The sequence below is a fragment of the Parasphaerochaeta coccoides DSM 17374 genome (assembly GCF_000208385.1).
In the GTDB taxonomy this organism is placed as follows: domain Bacteria; phylum Spirochaetota; class Spirochaetia; order Sphaerochaetales; family Sphaerochaetaceae; genus Parasphaerochaeta; species Parasphaerochaeta coccoides.
The window spans coordinates 2,172,184-2,188,854 of sequence record NC_015436.1 but is presented as its reverse complement, the minus strand read 5'-3'; the positions used below and the strand labels follow the sequence as shown (position 1 = coordinate 2,188,854).

11 protein-coding genes, 5 tRNA genes and 1 other RNA gene are annotated in these 16,671 nt (G+C 52.8%); 4 read left to right on the top strand and 13 right to left on the bottom strand.

What is annotated here, in order from left to right:
* The first annotated feature begins 1 nt into the window (after position 1).
* Both SPICO_RS09400 and SPICO_RS09395 read left to right on the top strand, forming a co-directional pair.
* Entirely contained in the window at positions 2–625 is a 624-nt protein-coding gene (locus SPICO_RS09400; protein WP_013740429.1) for an IS607 family transposase, read from the top strand.
* Positions 619–1,815: an RNA-guided endonuclease InsQ/TnpB family protein gene (locus SPICO_RS09395; protein WP_013740428.1), complete on the top strand. Its 1,197-nt coding sequence runs from the start codon at positions 619–621 to the stop codon at positions 1,813–1,815. The genes SPICO_RS09400 and SPICO_RS09395 overlap by 7 nt, the downstream gene beginning before the upstream one ends.
* A gap of 133 nt (positions 1,816–1,948) precedes the next feature.
* Here the strand turns inward: SPICO_RS09395 and ffs are convergent.
* From ffs to SPICO_RS09360, 8 genes are all read right to left on the bottom strand, one after another.
* An RNA gene (ffs, locus tag SPICO_RS10015) (signal recognition particle sRNA small type) lies at positions 1,949–2,046 on the bottom strand.
* Between the two features lie 13 nt (positions 2,047–2,059).
* Positions 2,060–2,145, bottom strand: a tRNA-Ser gene (locus SPICO_RS09390).
* 40 nt (positions 2,146–2,185) lie between these two features.
* A tRNA-Ser gene (locus SPICO_RS09385) sits at positions 2,186–2,272 on the bottom strand.
* Between the two features lie 16 nt (positions 2,273–2,288).
* A tRNA-Arg gene (locus SPICO_RS09380) sits at positions 2,289–2,362 on the bottom strand.
* A 25-nt stretch (positions 2,363–2,387) separates the two neighbouring features.
* Positions 2,388–2,474 (bottom strand) — tRNA-Ser (locus SPICO_RS09375).
* A gap of 40 nt (positions 2,475–2,514) precedes the next feature.
* Positions 2,515–2,599, bottom strand: a tRNA-Ser gene (locus SPICO_RS09370).
* An 84-nt stretch (positions 2,600–2,683) separates the two neighbouring features.
* The gene (locus tag SPICO_RS09365; protein ID WP_013740427.1) at positions 2,684–3,475 is read right to left on the bottom strand and encodes an RsmE family RNA methyltransferase; all 792 of its coding nucleotides are present in this window, start codon (positions 3,473–3,475) and stop codon (positions 2,684–2,686) included.
* A gap of 6 nt (positions 3,476–3,481) precedes the next feature.
* On the bottom strand, positions 3,482–4,921 hold the full coding sequence (locus tag SPICO_RS09360; protein WP_013740426.1) for a S41 family peptidase: 1,440 nt from the start codon (positions 4,919–4,921) through the stop codon (positions 3,482–3,484).
* Positions 4,922–5,056: 135 nt separating this feature from the next.
* Here SPICO_RS09360 and lgt point away from each other — a divergent pair, with 135 nt between their 5' ends.
* Positions 5,057–6,070 carry a prolipoprotein diacylglyceryl transferase gene (gene lgt / locus SPICO_RS09355; RefSeq protein ID WP_013740425.1) on the top strand — a complete coding sequence of 338 codons (1,014 nt, stop codon included), beginning with the start codon at positions 5,057–5,059 and terminating at the stop codon, positions 6,068–6,070.
* Complete coding sequence (locus tag SPICO_RS09350; protein WP_013740424.1) at positions 6,051–7,820, top strand: aminopeptidase P family protein; 1,770 nt, start codon at positions 6,051–6,053, stop codon at positions 7,818–7,820. Before lgt ends, SPICO_RS09350 begins: the two co-directional genes overlap by 20 nt.
* Before the next feature lie 168 nt (positions 7,821–7,988).
* Here SPICO_RS09350 and SPICO_RS09345 read toward each other — a convergent pair whose 3' ends face one another.
* The 5 genes from SPICO_RS09345 to pth form a co-directional block, all read right to left on the bottom strand.
* Positions 7,989–10,160 (bottom strand): fimbrillin family protein, encoded by a 2,172-nt coding sequence (locus tag SPICO_RS09345; protein ID WP_013740423.1) that lies wholly within the window; start codon positions 10,158–10,160, stop codon positions 7,989–7,991.
* 313 nt (positions 10,161–10,473) lie between these two features.
* A complete protein-coding gene (locus SPICO_RS09340) occupies positions 10,474–11,265 on the bottom strand; it encodes a hypothetical protein (protein WP_148229044.1) in 792 nt (263 codons plus the stop codon).
* Positions 11,266–11,277: 12 nt separating this feature from the next.
* A complete protein-coding gene (locus SPICO_RS09335) occupies positions 11,278–12,492 on the bottom strand; it encodes a cation:dicarboxylate symporter family transporter (RefSeq protein WP_169310086.1) in 1,215 nt (404 codons plus the stop codon).
* Between the two features lie 45 nt (positions 12,493–12,537).
* A complete protein-coding gene (locus SPICO_RS09330) occupies positions 12,538–15,978 on the bottom strand; it encodes an alpha-amylase family glycosyl hydrolase (RefSeq protein WP_013740420.1) in 3,441 nt (1,146 codons plus the stop codon).
* 76 nt (positions 15,979–16,054) lie between these two features.
* The gene (pth, locus tag SPICO_RS09325) at positions 16,055–16,627 is read right to left on the bottom strand and encodes an aminoacyl-tRNA hydrolase (RefSeq protein ID WP_013740419.1); all 573 of its coding nucleotides are present in this window, start codon (positions 16,625–16,627) and stop codon (positions 16,055–16,057) included.
* Positions 16,628–16,671: the final 44 nt, after the last annotated feature.

Sequence of the window (16,671 nt, the reverse complement as noted above, 5' to 3'; positions counted from 1 at the left end):
TATGAATACTATTGTCGGCATCGGTGTAGCCGCAAAGGCATTAGGTGTTTCCGTCACCACGCTCCGACGCTGGGAGGCGGCGGGAAAGCTGACGCCTGTTCGAACGACTTCCGGGCATAGGCGTTATGACCTTTCCAAACTTATTCCCGAGCAGTATCATCTTTTTGGTGGGGAGCGGCGCACTATCGCCTATGCCCGTGTTTCCAGTCATGATCAAAAGAATGATTTGGAACGACAGAAGCAGACTCTCGAATTGTATTGCGCCCGCCAAGGGTGGACGTTTGACGTTGTCTGCGATTTTGGTTCTGGGATGAATTACCACAAAGAAGGACTCAAACGACTACTTAACGATATCATGAGCGGGCATATTGGGCGCTTGGTAATCACGCATCGCGACCGGTTGTTGCGATGGGGAGCGGAGCTCGTGTTCGCCATCTGTGAAGCGAAAAGTGTTGAAGTCGTCATTCTCAATCAGGGTGAAGACACCAACTTTGAGGAAGATGTGGCACAGGATGTTCTGGAAATCATCACCGTGTTTTCCGCCAGGCTTTATGGCTCCCGTTCGCACAAGACTCACAAGATGCTTGATGGAGTAAAGAAAGCGGTGGAGTCCTCGCAATGCTGATCGCCCATAAAATCGGGCTTGACCCGACCAATAAGCAGGCGACCTATTTTGCCCGCGCCTCGGGCGTGGCTCGGTTCGCCTACAATTGGGCGCTGGCCGAATGGAAGCGGCTCTATGAAGAGTGCAAGCGTGATCCCGACAAGTCAAAACCATCGCAAATGTCCCTGCGCCGCCACTTGAACGCCATCAAACGGGAACACTTCCCGTGGATGTTGGAAGTCACCAAAAACGCTCCGCAAATGGCGATTATGCACTTGGGCGTTGCGTTCAAGAATTTCTTTGCTGGACGCGCCCGTTTCCCCCAATTCCGCAAGAAAGGAGTCCATGACCGCTTCAGCATCTCTAACGATCAGTTTTCCGTGAAGGACAATCGCATCCGCATTCCAGGGCTTGGGTGGGTGCGTATGCACGAACGAGTCAGATTCGCGGGTAAAATCATGTCGGGCACAGTCTCCCGTGTCGCTGACAGATGGTTTGTGAGTATTACGGTGGATACGCCGGATCTTTCGCATCTTCCCAAAGCCGAAAACCAAGGCGCGGTAGGTGTGGATTTGGGCGTCTCCTCTTTGGCGACATTGTCCACGGGAGAGAAGGTGGAAGGACCGAAGGCGCATAAACGTTTGTTGAAGCGACTTCGTCGCCTCTCCCGGAGCGTGAGCAGAAAGAAGCACGGTTCGTGCAACCGGGAGAAGGCGAAAAGAAAACTCTCCCGGCTTCATGCCCGCATCTCCTATATCCGCAACGACGCGCTGCATAAAGTGACAACCGATCTCACCACGCGGTTTCACACCGTCTGTATTGAAGATCTGAATGTCACAGGCATGATGAGAAATCGGCATGTGGCCCGTTCCGTGGCCGACATGGGATTCTTCGAGTTCCGGCGGCTCCTGGAGTACAAGGCGCATATGCGAGGCGGCATGATCGTCGTGGTTGATAGGTTCTTTCCAAGCTCCAAACGGTGTTCCGCCTGTGGGCATACGGTGGAAAACCTGCCTTTGTCGGTGCGCGAATGGACGTGCCCCCTGTGTGGCGCACGCCATGATCGCGACGTCAATGCCGCGATCAATTTAAGAGATTACGCCGTGAGTTCCACGGTGTCAGCCTGTGGAGAGGAAGGCTCTGGCTGTGTGAGTAATCACACGGTGAAACCAGTCTCGGCGAAGCAGGAAGTCGGCTCCAAATCAGTATAATCTGATGGGGATAGGTCCGATAGAACGGAATATGAAATAATGGATTCCGTATTTTAGTGATGGCTGTCTGTTCGCGTCGTTGCCTTTATGGGAACGGCGTGAATCAGGAATCAACAGGCTCAAATAAAACCCCAGCAGACAAATCACCCATGTCTCATGGTAAGTCGCTTACCGCTGCTACCTTCCGGTCCTGACGGGGTTGGGCGACTACGCATAGCACGGAATCTGTCATGCTGGGGAAAAACGGAGAGAGAGGGATTCGAACCCTCGGTGCCTTTTGAGCACACACGCCTTCCAAGCGTGCACCTTCGACCACTCGGACATCTCTCCAGTGCGGACATAAAAACAACCGGTACATACGTTCCTGATTCGGAGAGAGAGGGATTCGAACCCTCGGTACCGTAAACGATACAACGGATTTCGAGTCCGTCTCCTTCGACCACTCGGACATCTCTCCCGGTCATAAAAAGTGATGAGACCAAGAGGATTCGAACCTCCGACCCTCAGTTCCGCAAACTGATGCTCTATCCAGCTGAGCTATGGTCTCAAATATGTTGTCAAAAAACAACGTTCGGAGAAGGAGGGATTCGAACCCTCGGTGCCGTTACCAGCACAACTCCTTAGCAGGGAGCCCGATTCGACCGCTCTCGCACCTCTCCAGTTCCTGCATGACCGTACTACGTCCATGTGTAAAAAAAGCGGAGAGAGAGGGATTCGAACCCCCGGAGGCTTGCGCCTCTGCGGTTTTCAAGACCGCCTCCTTCGACCGCTCGGACATCTCTCCAGTCAGGTACACAACTATAGAGAACAGTCCATTCGTTGTCAAGGGTTCCCGCGGGGTTCCTCACGCAACTTCCATCAACTTCCATCAGGCTTCCAACAGCAAGGATTGCGCCGCTGCGATGGCATAGATTGCCGCGGTCTCTGCCCTGAGGATGTTGGTCTTCAACAAAACGCCGTGGAAACCACTGGCTTCCAGAAGCGCACATTCCTCCGGGGAAAGGCCACCTTCCGGACCAATGACAATGGCAAGGGGGGCTCCGGCCAGGACGTGGTTTCGTATGAGCGCTATCCTCTGCCCAAAGGACAAGGCGTCATTCTGGCCTTGATGGAAGAAAAGCCCCGGCCCGGAAGATCCCCATGCTGTGGGAATATCGGAGAAGGGTATGGCAGGAGTCACCTCCGTGATGATTCGTGACCCGCTCTGCTGGACGGCTTCCCTGACCTGAGCCTCAAAACGTTGTATCTTTCCGGCATTGCGTTTCTCATCGTCCACGAAGGACGCGACACAATGGGCGCTGTGAACCGGCGTGATGCGGCGGACGCCCATCTCACATGCCTGGCGGATGACTCCTTCCAATTTCTTTCCTTTCAGAAGACAGGGAAAGAGGTGGATGGCAGGAAGGAAGCCTGTGTACAGGGGCATGGCATCAGCTGCGTTTTCCGTTGCATCATCTTCAGTGGCTGGCGTGCATCGCAACCCGTAAGATGCGCCGACTTTCTGCAAGGTGAGAAGCCAAGGAGTTCCGGAAGCATCGCGACCGGAGAATGTCTTGCCTTCGGGAAAGCGCAGAACCGATACAAGATACCGGCTCTCCTTGGGGGAGAGCAGGAAAAAAGATTCTCCGGAAAATGAAACGGGCAGCTTGTAAATCCGCATCAGTGTCTATTGCCCCGAATGGATGTATTCGATTGCCTTGAGCAAGGTCACATCATGCTTCAGGTCAGCTATAGGACGATCCGCGTAGGGTATGCGTGCAAGGTATTCATTCCTCACCAGCAGGATGAGCAATTCCTTCCGGACTCCTGACTCCGCATTTTCCTGTGCGAAGGTCTGGAGATTTTCCTCCGTATAGTCAGGATGCGCGTCTACGAAGACATAGATTGCCCGGTCTGCCATCAATTTTTCATAGGAAAGGACTTCTTCTTCCGTGAAGGAAGGTTCCTCTACCCTGATGTCCGGTTCAATGCCTTTCTTGTGTATGTCCGCTCCGGATGGAGTGAGATAACGGGCATTGGTGACCTGGAGGTAGCCATTCCCGAAGGTGGTCACTGACTGCATTACGCCTTTTCCGAAGGATGTTTCCCCCACAAGGATGGCACGGCCATTGTCCTTGAGCGCTCCGGCCAGGATTTCGGACGAAGATGCCGAACCTTCGTTGATCAAGAGAGCAAGGGGAACGTTCTGCGGGATCAGCGTGCCATCCGAGGCAATGTAGCGTATATCGTCACTTTTGTTCTTGTGGTTCAGGTTCACGATTGTCTTGCCGTCAGGAAGGAAGAAGTCCGCGATGGTCAGCGCTGAGTCCACGAGGCCGCCATGGTTGTTGCGTAGGTCAATGACGATTCCCGCGACTTTCTTGGACTGGAAATCCTTTAATATCTTTTCGACATCCTTGGCGGTAGAAGTCACGAACTGGCTGATCTGCACGTAACCGATGTTCCCGTCTATGATGCCATGGGTCGTGGAGGGAGTCGTAACTTGTTCCCTGATAAGGGAGACTTCAAAAGGATTCCCTCCACGTTTCACCGTCAAGGTCACCGGCGTCCCCGGAGTTCCTTTCAGAGATGAGGACGCTTGGGCAACGGAAAGATCGTCCACATCCTTTCCGTCTATGTGGGTAATCAGATCCCCGGATCTCAGTCCTGCCCGTTCTGCGGGGGAACCGGGGAAAGGAGACACGATAGTTATGTAAAGCGCGTCAGGGTTTGATGAATCCCGGCTGTCGGGGTGTGGTTTTGAGATGTATGTACCTATGCCCCCATACACTCCGGTCGTGTCATCCATGTAGTCAGAGGCTTCATCGGCTCCGATATAGAAAGAATATTCATCCTCAAGGGAAGCGAGAAGTGCCTTTGCCATGGCTTCATAGGCGGCATTGCGGTCAATGTCATTCAGATACATGCTGTCCACGTATCTGTACAGCCTCTCCAGTTGCTGCATATCCTGTTCGATCTCATCGTTCTGTGATGAAGTGAAACTTGTGGAGTACGGGTTGTAATAAGATGAGGAAGCCCTCTCATGTATTGGACCCGCGGCAAGCGCCGGGATGGCGGCGAGAAGGACGACGAAAGAGAAAAAAAAGTGCAACAGATATTTTTTCATGTCTTTCATACCAGTGAATATAAAATAAAAGAGGCTGACTGACTATAGCATGGGGCATGATGATTGTGTGGATGGTATGATGAATGAGGCGTGCTTTCCCTTGACCGTGCCATACCATGTGCTTACACTTCCCTCATGGTTGCATATATACACTTCCCTTCGTGGATACACCCTGAAATCATCCCTGGGCTTCCGGTCCGGTGGTATGCGTTGATGTACTTGGTGGCGTTTGCCGTTACCTATCTGCTTTTTACCTGGCAGGTCAGACGGGGAGGGCTTGCCATTACCACGACCCAGACCCAGGATTTGTTCCTTTTTGCCATCACAGGACTGATTCTGGGGGCACGGGTGTTCTCGGTTCTTTTCTACAACGATGAATGGCTGATGTACCTCACCCGTCCTTGGCTCATTTTCTGGCCATGGCAGAACGGGGTATTCGTCGGGTTGCCCGGCATGAGCTATCATGGCGGTGTGGTGGGGGCGGTCATAGGCGGGGTCATTGCGTGCCGGAGGCACAGGCTCGGCTTTTTCCGTGTTGCTGACACCATTGTGGCAGGCATTCCTCTGGGATACGCCTTCGGTCGTCTCGGAAACTTCATCAACGGAGAGCTTTGGGGACGAGTGACGACACAGTCATGGGGCATTGTCTTTCCCCATGCTCCCGGCCTGTCCACCCGGTTGTCCTGGGTGAGGGACGTTGCGGATATCGTGGGGATGGAGTATGCACGTGGAGATTTGATCAATCTGCCCCGCCATCCTTCCCAGCTTTATGAAGCGTTTGGAGAAGGCATACTGCTCTGGCTCGTCCTGTGGTTCATCCTGCGTCCCCGTCGCGGGTCGAGCAAAAATGGGTTCCTGCTGAGCGCGTACCTTATCGGTTATGGCATCATCCGTTTTGTCATTGAATATTTCAGGGAACCTGATGCCGGGATCGGATACGTCATCGCGGCAGCGGAAAGCCCTACCGCGCTGTTCGCATCGTTCGGGAATATCTCTCTGGGGCAGATTTTCTGTCTCCTCATGATCATAGGTGGTATCCTGCTGTACATCCTTCTTCCAAAGAAGACTTCTCAGGATGCCGTGCCGGCTGACGCAAAGAAACGACAAAAAGAAACAACAAGGAGTCACCATGGAAAGCATAGACACTAGGATAGCCGCGATTCGTGGCAGGATGAAGGAAGACGGGCTGGACGCATGGATCATAAATGGTACGGATCCGCATCAGAGTGAATATGTCTGTCCCCGCTGGCGGACACGGGAATGGGCTACCGGGTTCACAGGCAGTGCTGGGACTGCGATCATTACTCATGACAAAGCTCTCCTGTGGGTCGATTCCCGGTATTATATCCAGGGAGCGGAACAGGTCGCCGGAACATCATGGCTTCTCATGAAGCAGGAGGCTCCTGGCGTTCCCGAACCAAATGAATGGCTGATGATGAACGTGCCGCCGGGAGGAATCGTCGGCATTTCCGCTGATACACTGATGGTGGGCGTCCATCGTGCCATGGAAGGGCAGTTCTCCGGCAAGGGTATCCGCCTGAAAGCAACGGCGGATTATCTTAATGAAGTCTGGGGCGACCGGCCTGCTGTTCCTCAGACTCCTGTGGTCGAGCTTCCCCTGTCCATTTCAGGGGAGAGTCGTTCCTCCAAGCTGGCACGGGTTCGTGATTTCATGAGACGGCAGGGAGCGTCTTATTTCCTCCTTTCGTCCCTTGATGACATAGCGTGGTTGCTGAACCTGCGTGGAAGGGATGTTGAATACAACCCGGTGTTTTTGTCATATATGATCATAGGTCACAAGGAAGCGTGGCTTTTCACGTCTCCCCGGAGGTTCTCACCCGACATCCTCGCCTCTGTGTCTCATGATATGCATGTGCGTCCTTATGATGAGGCGCCCACCGTCATTGCCGACCGCATAGCCGTAGGAGATGTCGTGTTCATCAATCCGGAGAAAACCAACATGCTTCTCTATCAGGCACTTGCCGATGGAGTCGAGGTGCGGGAAGGCCGTGAGCCGACCACGGACTTCAAGGCTGCAAAGAATGAGACGGAACTGGAAGGCATGAGGAAATCACATCTCTATGACGGCGTGGCTCTGGTCAATTTCATATCTTCCCTGGATGCCGTGAAGAACCAATACAATGAATATGAGCTTACCCAGCTCCTGGCTGCCCAGAGGCTTCGCAATCCGGGATGCCTGGGAGATTCCTTTGGCCCTATCGCAGGATTCGGGCCTCATGGGGCATTGCCGCATTATTCCGCATCATCCGTTGGTTCATCTCCCATAAAAGGAAACGGTCTGCTGGTCTTGGACACTGGTGGCATGTACGAGTTCGGAATGACTGATGTGACACGCACTCTCCTGTTCGGAACGCCAACGGATGAGGAGAAGAAGGATTATACTTTGGTGTTGAAGGGCCATCTTGCCCTTGCCCGTGCCATATTCCCCACGGGAACAAGTGGATACCAGCTTGATATCCTTGCCCGTCAGTTTCTCTGGGAGCAGGGGCTGACTTTCTTTCATGGAACAGGACATGGCGTCGGTCATAGGTTGAATGTCCATGAAGGCCCCCAGAAGATCAGCAGCAAGCCCATAGCTGTCGCCATGGTTCCGGGTATGGTGACGAGCAATGAGCCGGGCATTTACCGTGAAGGCAAGCATGGCGTGCGCATCGAGAACCTGGAGGCAGTGGCCGTGCATGAGACTACCGAGTTCGGGGAGTTCTTGAAATTCGAGACGCTGACGCTCTGTCCTTATGAAAGGAAGCTGATTGACATGACCTTGATTACCGACAAGGAGCGAGCCCAGATTGACGCCTATCATGCCATGGTCTACGAGAAACTCCATGCTTTGGTCGATGATCCGACATGGCTTGCCGAGGCGACGAAGCCACTGTAAAACCGGTAGAATCTGATTCTACGCGCTTTCCTGTTTTCTGTAAATCTTCCTGTTCTCTTCCCCATGCAGGTGATGGTGGTCATGGGGAGAGTCAGGAAGAAGCGACCGGCGCACCAGAACGACCTGTCAGTCGGTCGGCGTGTGCGCCGGTACTTTTTCATGCCTTGCTCAGAGAATTACCTGCACGGGCGTGTTTTTGTTGGCCGTAGTGCCGTCACCCAGTTGACCTCTATTGTTCAATCCAGTCGCCCAAAGCGTCCCATCCTTCTTCAGGATTATCGTAGAATTGCCTCCGGCGAAGACAGCCGCGACCTGATTTCCCATGGACGTGACCGGCACGGGCGTGTTTTTGTTTAGGTTATCACCGACACCCAGTTGACCATGCTGGTTGCGTCCAGTCGCCCAGAGCGTGCCGTCCGTCTTCAGAATCATCGTGTGGGAGACTCCGGTAGAGACGGCCTTGACATCATCCATAACCTTCGCGGGCGTTCTTTGATACTGCACAACGCCGAGACCCAGTTGACCATAACTGCTATATCCTACCGTCCAGAGATCCCCATCTTTCAGAATCATGGCGTGGAAGTCTCCGATGGAAACTGACGTGACACCAGTCATTTTCACGGAACCATCGAGAGAATCCCAGACCGGCATAGGCGTGGTTATGGGGTCTTGAGTGCTGCCGACACCTAGTGTCTGGCTCTCGTTCCGTCCTACAGCCCAAAGATCCCCGTTGCTTCTCACTATCATCGTATAGTAAGTTCCGAGGGAGACTGACGCGACATCAGTCATGTCGTCAACACCATTCTCAGCCATGACCTCCGTGAACGTGTCTTTGTTAACGGCATCGCCGACTCCCAGTTGACCATAAGAGTTTTCTCCAATCGCCAAGAGTTCATCATCATTCGTCACGACCATCATACGGAAGTTTCCGGCGGAGACAGATTTGAAATTAGTGCCTATGGACGTGACCTCAACGAATGTGAATTTATTGGTGCCCGTATCGCCGATACCCAAGTGACCATATTCGTTGCCTCCGGTCCCCCAGAGTTTTCCGTCCGTATCCACAATCATCGTGTAGAAAGTCCCGGCGGAGACAGCCTTGACAGGGGGCAGATCAGAGCCCGTGTACGTAGTCGTGACCTTCACGGGCTTGATTTTGGCCTCCGTGCTGTTGAGACCTAGCGCACCATACTGGCCGTCTCCAGTCGCCCAAAGTGTGCCGTCCGTCTTCAGGATCATCATGTGATTATGTCCGACAGCGACTGACTTGATGCCCACCTTGACAGCAGGTGCGTTTATGCCGTCCCCGGCATCCCAGTCCTTTATCTCAAGCTCAATGGCGGCGACGGCGACTTCATCATCAGACGTATTGAGCGTCATGTTGTAGACATGTTGCTTGCCTTTGTCAAAGTGAATCTTGCCTTGATCAGAGGTCGCTACGGAATTCGCTATCCATGTGTATGTACCAGCTCTAGCACCACCGGTCAGGACAAACTCCAGGCTCACGTTGGCCAAGGCTAAAGTGTTGCCCACAGGTATCAGCACAGCCTCGAACCGCCTCTTGCCCTCATCCCTTTCAGATTGAGTAAGGGTGTCGGAAATGTCCTTCATTGCAATAGGCGCAGCGAGACCGGATACATCAGCCAAAGAACCGTCATCCAGGTTCATCGTGGTTATGTTGTCCAAGCCTTTGACCGTAGCCACAAATGCGGTGGCATCATTGATGGCCACAGCATCAACGGTCGTGCTTGGGGTTATGTTGACAATCAGGCGGGAGAGCATATGGTCAAGCTTCAGCCGTACTGTTGAGGTATTGTTCTGTACATTGTCGGTGCGTCCCCACAGGACATCGGCCTTTCCAGTATCCTGTTCATGTGTCCCCCTGTCCCGGTTGATATCTATGTACAGGGTATCAGTGTCATAGAAGGATGTCGTACCGGCACCAGTTTCGTTATGATTTAGGTACGCCCACGGATAGTAGGAGATGAAGTCGAACGTGTCGTCGGCATTATCGGCAATGTCATTCCACTTCAAGGTGTTGGCATTATCAACAGGAGAGAAACCGGATGCCTGGGAGTCCATGTCAGCCGTGTAGTGTCTGTTTGCACGTTCTGGGGCAGTAGTAGCTGCCGTGCCAGTACCATGTTCCAGCATGTAAATGCCGACTTCATCATCGGCTTGCCATTCGGAATTTGCCGTGACCTTGCGTCCGATTTCCGTGGAGAAGCGCACTGCATTGGTATTTGAAACATTCAGCTTGCTGTCGCATGAAACAAGGGCGACAAGTAGTATCAGAATGGTTGTAAGAACTATAAAGACTGGTCTGCTAAATTTGTTCATATGCAGCTCTCTCAGACTCTCTCTCTCTCTCTCTCTCTCTCTCTCTCTCTCTCTCTCTCTCTCTCTCTCATGTTTGCCCCTTTTTCCTTGAAAAAACGTCACACGTAGTCAACCATGCAGGGTTGACAATTGGCGTCAGTATAGACGTGCTGACAATAGAAGGCTATTACCCAAAGGTATTATTTTGCATGAAAAGCAGAGAAAACCATATAATACTTTCGGGTTATTTGACGATTTTAGATGTTAATATTGTTCAGTAATTAGATTTTAAGCGTATGTTATGCAAGAGTATGGAAACAATAACGCACCCTTTTCATGTCCACACCTGATATGTCCTTGTCAAGAAGACCAAGAAGAATGCGCCGGTCACGAAGAAGATGATTCCCGCTATGTTGAAGGCTACGGAAAAGTAATTACACAGGAAACTGGAGCCGACAGTCATCAGGATGAAGGCAAGATACCTCATACGTTCATGTTTGTTGCTTTCCTTTATCAGGCCAATGGTGAAAGCTACGATGGCAATGATTTCGATGGCAAGGACAGCAATGGAGAACATGTTGTTGGGCATATGTGAGATTACAGGTTCCACGAGAGAATTTGACGTGATCGGGGCGATACTGACCCCAAAGACAGAAAAAACGAAGATGGAAAACATGTAGCGGTTCAGGTTCAGCTCCAACGCCGAGTTATGCATCAGTGCGCATCCGGCATAGCCGAGGGCAATGAAGATTTGGGAAAAATGGTAAATGGCCGAAATGACTGGCGCGGACAGGGCGACCTGCTTGGATACAAAGGAGAACCAAGGCAGAAGCACTACGTAGCCAATGGTGGATGCCAGTAACAGAACTGGCAGAATCTGGGCTTCAATACCTGTCTGTGAACGATAGTGATAGCGCAGGAGTCCGGCGGCTATGACGGACGCTACTATATGCAGGACGGAAGGCATGAAGACATTCAACAACAGGCTCAACCTACTGTTTTCCTGCATCACGGGAGAAAGGAGAAGGAGGGAGTCGTCTGCATACAGACGAGAAACCGTATACCCTATGACAGACAAGAGGACGACCGCGATGATGATCTGAACGACCAGCAGCGCAGTCCTCATGGCGTTGCTCATTTACGTTATGTCCCTGTAGTCCACCGTGACCGCAGTCTTCATGTGCGCCGAAGTGACATCCTGGCCAAGACCGGCTATCACGACATCCAGCAAAAGCCCCATGCCATTGAGCAGAGGCAGGAACGCCAGAAGGGTGGCTTCTCCACCATAAAGATTGATGCCATGGAATCTGAAGACCAGAAGGACTGCCGCCATCAGCTCAAAGCCGGGATGGAAGGCACTGGCAAAAGAAACAAGCATGGAGGCACCCGCGACAGCAACAATGATTCCGAAGGCGGGCAATGAACCGGTAGCGGCATACAGCAGGGCGGTAGCGGTCAAGGTAGCCATGAATGCCGTTCCGCCGCGACCAAGGAAAATGTAAAGAGGAGCCGCCGTGCCGACAATTCTTTTCTGGACGCCGTTATTATGACGGGACGCCGACATCAGAACCGGCCATGAGAAATAGATGCTTCCGCTGAACAATGCCATCAAAGCGGGCGCAATCAAACGATAGAGAGCCCTGTAAGGGTTTCGTCTGAAACCCGTGGCGACACCATAAACCAAGGGTACTATGCCACACAAAACAATGGCGGTTCCTCCGCAGACGAGCAAGAGGAAGCGACCTGCTATAAAGACAGTTCCGTCCCTGTACAGGGATACGAACCAATGGACGGAGAAAAAGAACACCAAGACGAAACCAGCGGCGGAAAGCCCCCGCGCGAACCGGAAGAAAACCTCGCTGAACGAATTCGTCACCGCATAGGCGGGACGAATCACATCGGCATCAGGCCGGAGGAAATATCCGAGCGTCAACGCCAGTGCCATGGCGGCAAGCAGGACAAGAGGATTGTAGCCTGACAGATACGGCATGAATATCTGACCCAGGGACGCGGACAATCCCTTTACGGGAACCCCTGCTGTGGACGTGACAGGGAATACGACAGGGAACAAATGGAATATGACCGAGCCAACCAAAGGTAAAAGAACCGTCAGGGCAAGCGACCAGAGAATAGTGGTCCATGCAAGTGACCATCCTTTCCGATTCTTGCGCAGAGATGCTGTTCCTGCGGAGAAAGCCACGAAAACGAAAGGCACAAGGAGGATGAAACCGGCGCCAATGAGGACAACGACGACAGAAGCGGCCGCTTGTGCGAAAAAAGCCGAATCCCCGAAAAGTAATGTTGCAGCCAGCCCCATCAGCATGGCTGCCGTATAACTTATCCATGTTTTCATGGGTAAAGAGTATACCATGAAAAATCCAAAGTCAATTCACGAACCTCACGAGAACAAACCGGCCACCTGATACCCTGCGTGTCTTTCCTTTTCCAGCAGATCGGCCAGCAGGACTTCCGCGTCAGGACCATCTTTTTCTTCCAGCGCATGAGCAGTTGCCACGATGACGGTGAACAAGGCATCCTGGAAAAATTCCTTGCGGTACCAGCTCACTCCCTGGTAGTCATTGCATCCGACAAGATTGCGGAAAGATGAGGACTCCAGCAAAGTCATCAGGACACTGGAGGCTGAATATCCCGCGGGATACAGCCAGGATGTCCCGCTGCGGACAGAGGCAAACAAAGCCCCTTCATGACAGAGCCTGCGGACAGTGTCGGCATCAATGCCGGACGCAGGAAGGGCGGAACGGAAGAAGCGGTCGAGCATGAGCCTGTCGGCGTATTCCATTGCGGTATCCACCGGAATGTCCGGTGAAATGAAAGGAAGAAGGAAAAGCGCGGTAGCCATGACGAGCGGATATTCCTCCCGTATCGTCCCCCCTGAAGCGAATACGGAGATTTTCGGGGAGGCGAAAAAGGCGGACAAATCCTGGATGAAGGACAGGACAGATTGCGCGGACACGTCATGAGGTCTCGTGGGCAACACGCTTCTGGCGGCTGGGGAAAGACTTTCCTCTACGGCTGTGATGCGTGCGTATGCTTCTCCCAAATAAAGAAGCAGTGCCCGTTCCTCTTTTTTCTTCAACATCCCTTTGCTGAGATCACTCAAGGCATCCATGACTTTCCGGTCGCGCAGCGGCTCCATGGTCTTGTATACCGGTGCGAGGCGGAGGAAGGCAAGCTCCTTGTCAATGTCCTCTGTCCCGCGTCCTCCCAGCATGTCGTGGAGCTTTTCGTAGGCTCCGTCGGTATCTTCCACTTCCCTCAGATCGAGCAAAATCACTGCTTGGTAGCCGGAGAGGGAGAACCACATGCCTTCATCGAAGACTCTCAGTGAAGGAACCATGTACGTCAAACCATCCTGGAAATTCCTGTAGAGCAAGAAATGCCGGCCTCCCATAGTCAGCCCCAGGGCGTCCGCAAGCGTGGTCGAAGCTGTCTGGCGCGAGCCATCCCCATATTTGTACAAGCGGGGAGAGGCTTTGGAAATGATGCCAGACACTCCCTGATACTGGTTGTTGTACACTACCAGCGTCATGGCGGAATGATCCCCGTTGACATAGGCGAACACCGACTCCTGTACGGAACCGTTGTCCATCATATCGAAAATCTGGAACCTCTCCACGCCGGAGAAATAACGCCGCATCTTCAACAGGGGGAATATCCGCTTTTCATGAGCGGCGATAAGGTTCATGTCAGGGCGCTCGTCCCAATAAGCCCGGCGGAATTCCATGCCATATTTTTCCCGGTATCCTTCAATCTGGCCATGTCCGATCATGGGCAGTCCGGGCATGGTGGCAAGAAGCGTACAGACACCCAAGTACTTGTCACCGTCGCCGAACTGGGCAATCGCCGTGTCCTCATCGGGATTGTTCATGAAGTTCACATACCTCTTGAGAATCTCCGGGTCAAAGAGGATGGTGTTCTTTATGGTATCCTTGTACTGCTTGTTGTTTTCATTCTTCAGCATGTTCATGAAGGCACTGTTATACACACGGTGCATGCCAAGGGTTCTCACAAAATACCCTTCCATCATCCAGAATGCCTCGGCAAGGAGAAGGGTATCCGGCAACTCCACAGCCATGCGGTCAACCACCTCGCGCCAGAATTCCTGGGGCATGGCCGAGTCAAAAGCCTGCTGATCCATCGCATGGTCGGCACGCCCTGCTATGTCGCCTCCGTGTCCGGGCACAGGATACCAAAGCCGTTGGATATGCTTGCGCGCCAGGGTCATGGCGGCATCAAAACGTATGATGGGGAACGACCGGGCGACATGCATGATTTGTTGGATGACAGCTTCCCGTGCTTCAGGATTGAGGAAATCAATCTGAGCAGTGTCATTCCAGGGCATCGATGTCCCATCGTTACCATGGAAGATATATTGTGTCTCCCCTGTGCGCTTGTCCTTCCTGCGGAAAGTCACCGCGGCATCGGTTCTGTCAAAATAGTGATCCTCTATCTTGATTTCAACGGTCGGGTCAGGGGAGAGATCTTCCCCTTCATAGGTATACGAAGGAAAGGGAGGATAGTCCTGGGAGATGAAATAGGACGGTTGGGAGATGACCCAGCCGCTGTCTATTCCGGTATGGTTGGGAACCATGTCGCTTGCCAGTCGGATTCCCCTGGTCCGACATCTGCCGGACAGGTTCTCCAGGGCCTGCCATCCCCCTATGGATGAAGCTATGTCGTAGTTTTTCAGGGAATAGGCTGATGCCTCGGCTTCCGGATTCCCGCAGATATGTTTGATCCTTCTTGACGCTGAGCTTCTTTCCCAGAGTCCGATCAGCCACAGGGCGGTGAAGCCGCGCCGGGCAAAAAGATCCAGCTCTTGGTCGGGGATGGCGTCAAGGGTGGTGATTGGTCGTCCATATGACTTGGAGAGCTGGTCGAGCCAGACCAAAGTGCTTTTTGCAATCATCACGACATTGGGCATCCAGTTTCTGTCTTGGGAAAAAGCCTCAATCTCCCCTTGGATGTGGCGAAGAGGCGAAAAGTAATCCGGTACGGATGATTGTCCGGGACCGACCGGGTGAGGATGCTCTTCTTCATGTATATAGTCGAGTCCCCGCAGTCCGAGCGTCCGGAGTTCTTCCGGAAGAAGATCCTTCCAGGCATCAAGTATGTAAGTCACCTGCTTTGACAGGGAATCAGGATGAAGCCGCGCCGGGGTGGTGAGAAAGGTGAACAAGTCGATGTCACGGTTCTTGACTGATGGGGAGCTTTGCGAAATGCCGCCGATCAGGGCAGCCATCGCCTGGGTAGCTTCGGGAAAGACAATGCCTTCCGGAGCGATGAGGGGCTTGATGGCTTTGACCAAGGCAGGGTTGTCGGTCAGAATCTGGTGGACAAAAAAACCTCTGCTGGTTTCCTCCAAATAGAAATTCCGGGGAGGTTTCATGTCAGCAAGCTGGGGGGAAGGGAACTCCTCGGCATAAAAATCAAGGACGACCATGCCGTCCTGATTCTTCGACAAGAAGGGAACCATGCGCGAGAACAGGTCATGGTCTGCTTCATGGATATAATTTGAGATGACCGCCTGATACATCAGGTTAATCAAAGCCGACATGTACAGACGAGCCGCGGAAAGATACATGCCCGAATCTTTGTGAATCTGGTTGTATCTTGTGGAGATGTCCAGTGCCTGGCGACGGAACTCCAGAGGATCATTCGTGTAAACAAAGACAGGACTGAATAAATGCAAGGGTGTTCGTGCCTGTGCCGCAATGCGAAAGTCTCGGTACATACCGGAGTTCCGACGTGTATCTGTACTTCTCTCCGGGCTGTTTTGTAAATCCTCGTGTTGTTCGTCATTCTTCCTGTTAACCATGCGTCTCATAGCCTCCTGTTGCGGTTCCTTGTCGTGAAGGGATTATAGCATGGTTTTCACTTCACAAAACCATCAATTATGGAAGGCTAATGCGTAAAGGTTCGGGCGGCATCCCCGTCGTACATGCTTTCATGATACATTCGCAGGAGCGGGAAAGGATGAGGGGGAGGATGATTTCCTCCTCACGGGAAAAGCGTGAAGTGACGAAAGATGAGACGCTTCCATGCGCTGGTCTGCCTATGCCCAGCCGCAGGCGTCCGAACTCCGGTGAAGATAGTGCCTGGGCGATTGACTTGAGTCCGTTGTGTCCTTGGAGGCCACCACCTTGCTGGAGGACAACCATACCGAAGGGCAACTCGATATCATCGTGGACTACCAGGATGTCTTGTGGGGAAAGGGAGAAAAAGGTCAGAGCCTCCGCTACCGACCGACCGCTTTCATTCATATAGGTAAGAGGCTGGAGGAGCCGGACGGGGTGGTTGCCGATACGCAGGGTCGTCCACCTTCCATGGAACTTCTTTGGCCATGAAATGGGGTCTCCGGCGTCCCCAATGAGAGATGCCGCCATCCATCCTGCGTTATGGCGTGTCCGTTCGTATTCTTTTCCCGGATTGCCCAGGAAAACTACAAAGCTTATCATATTCATCATATGTAGTGTATGATAGGGGGAGGCGCACGTCTATTCAAGAGAAG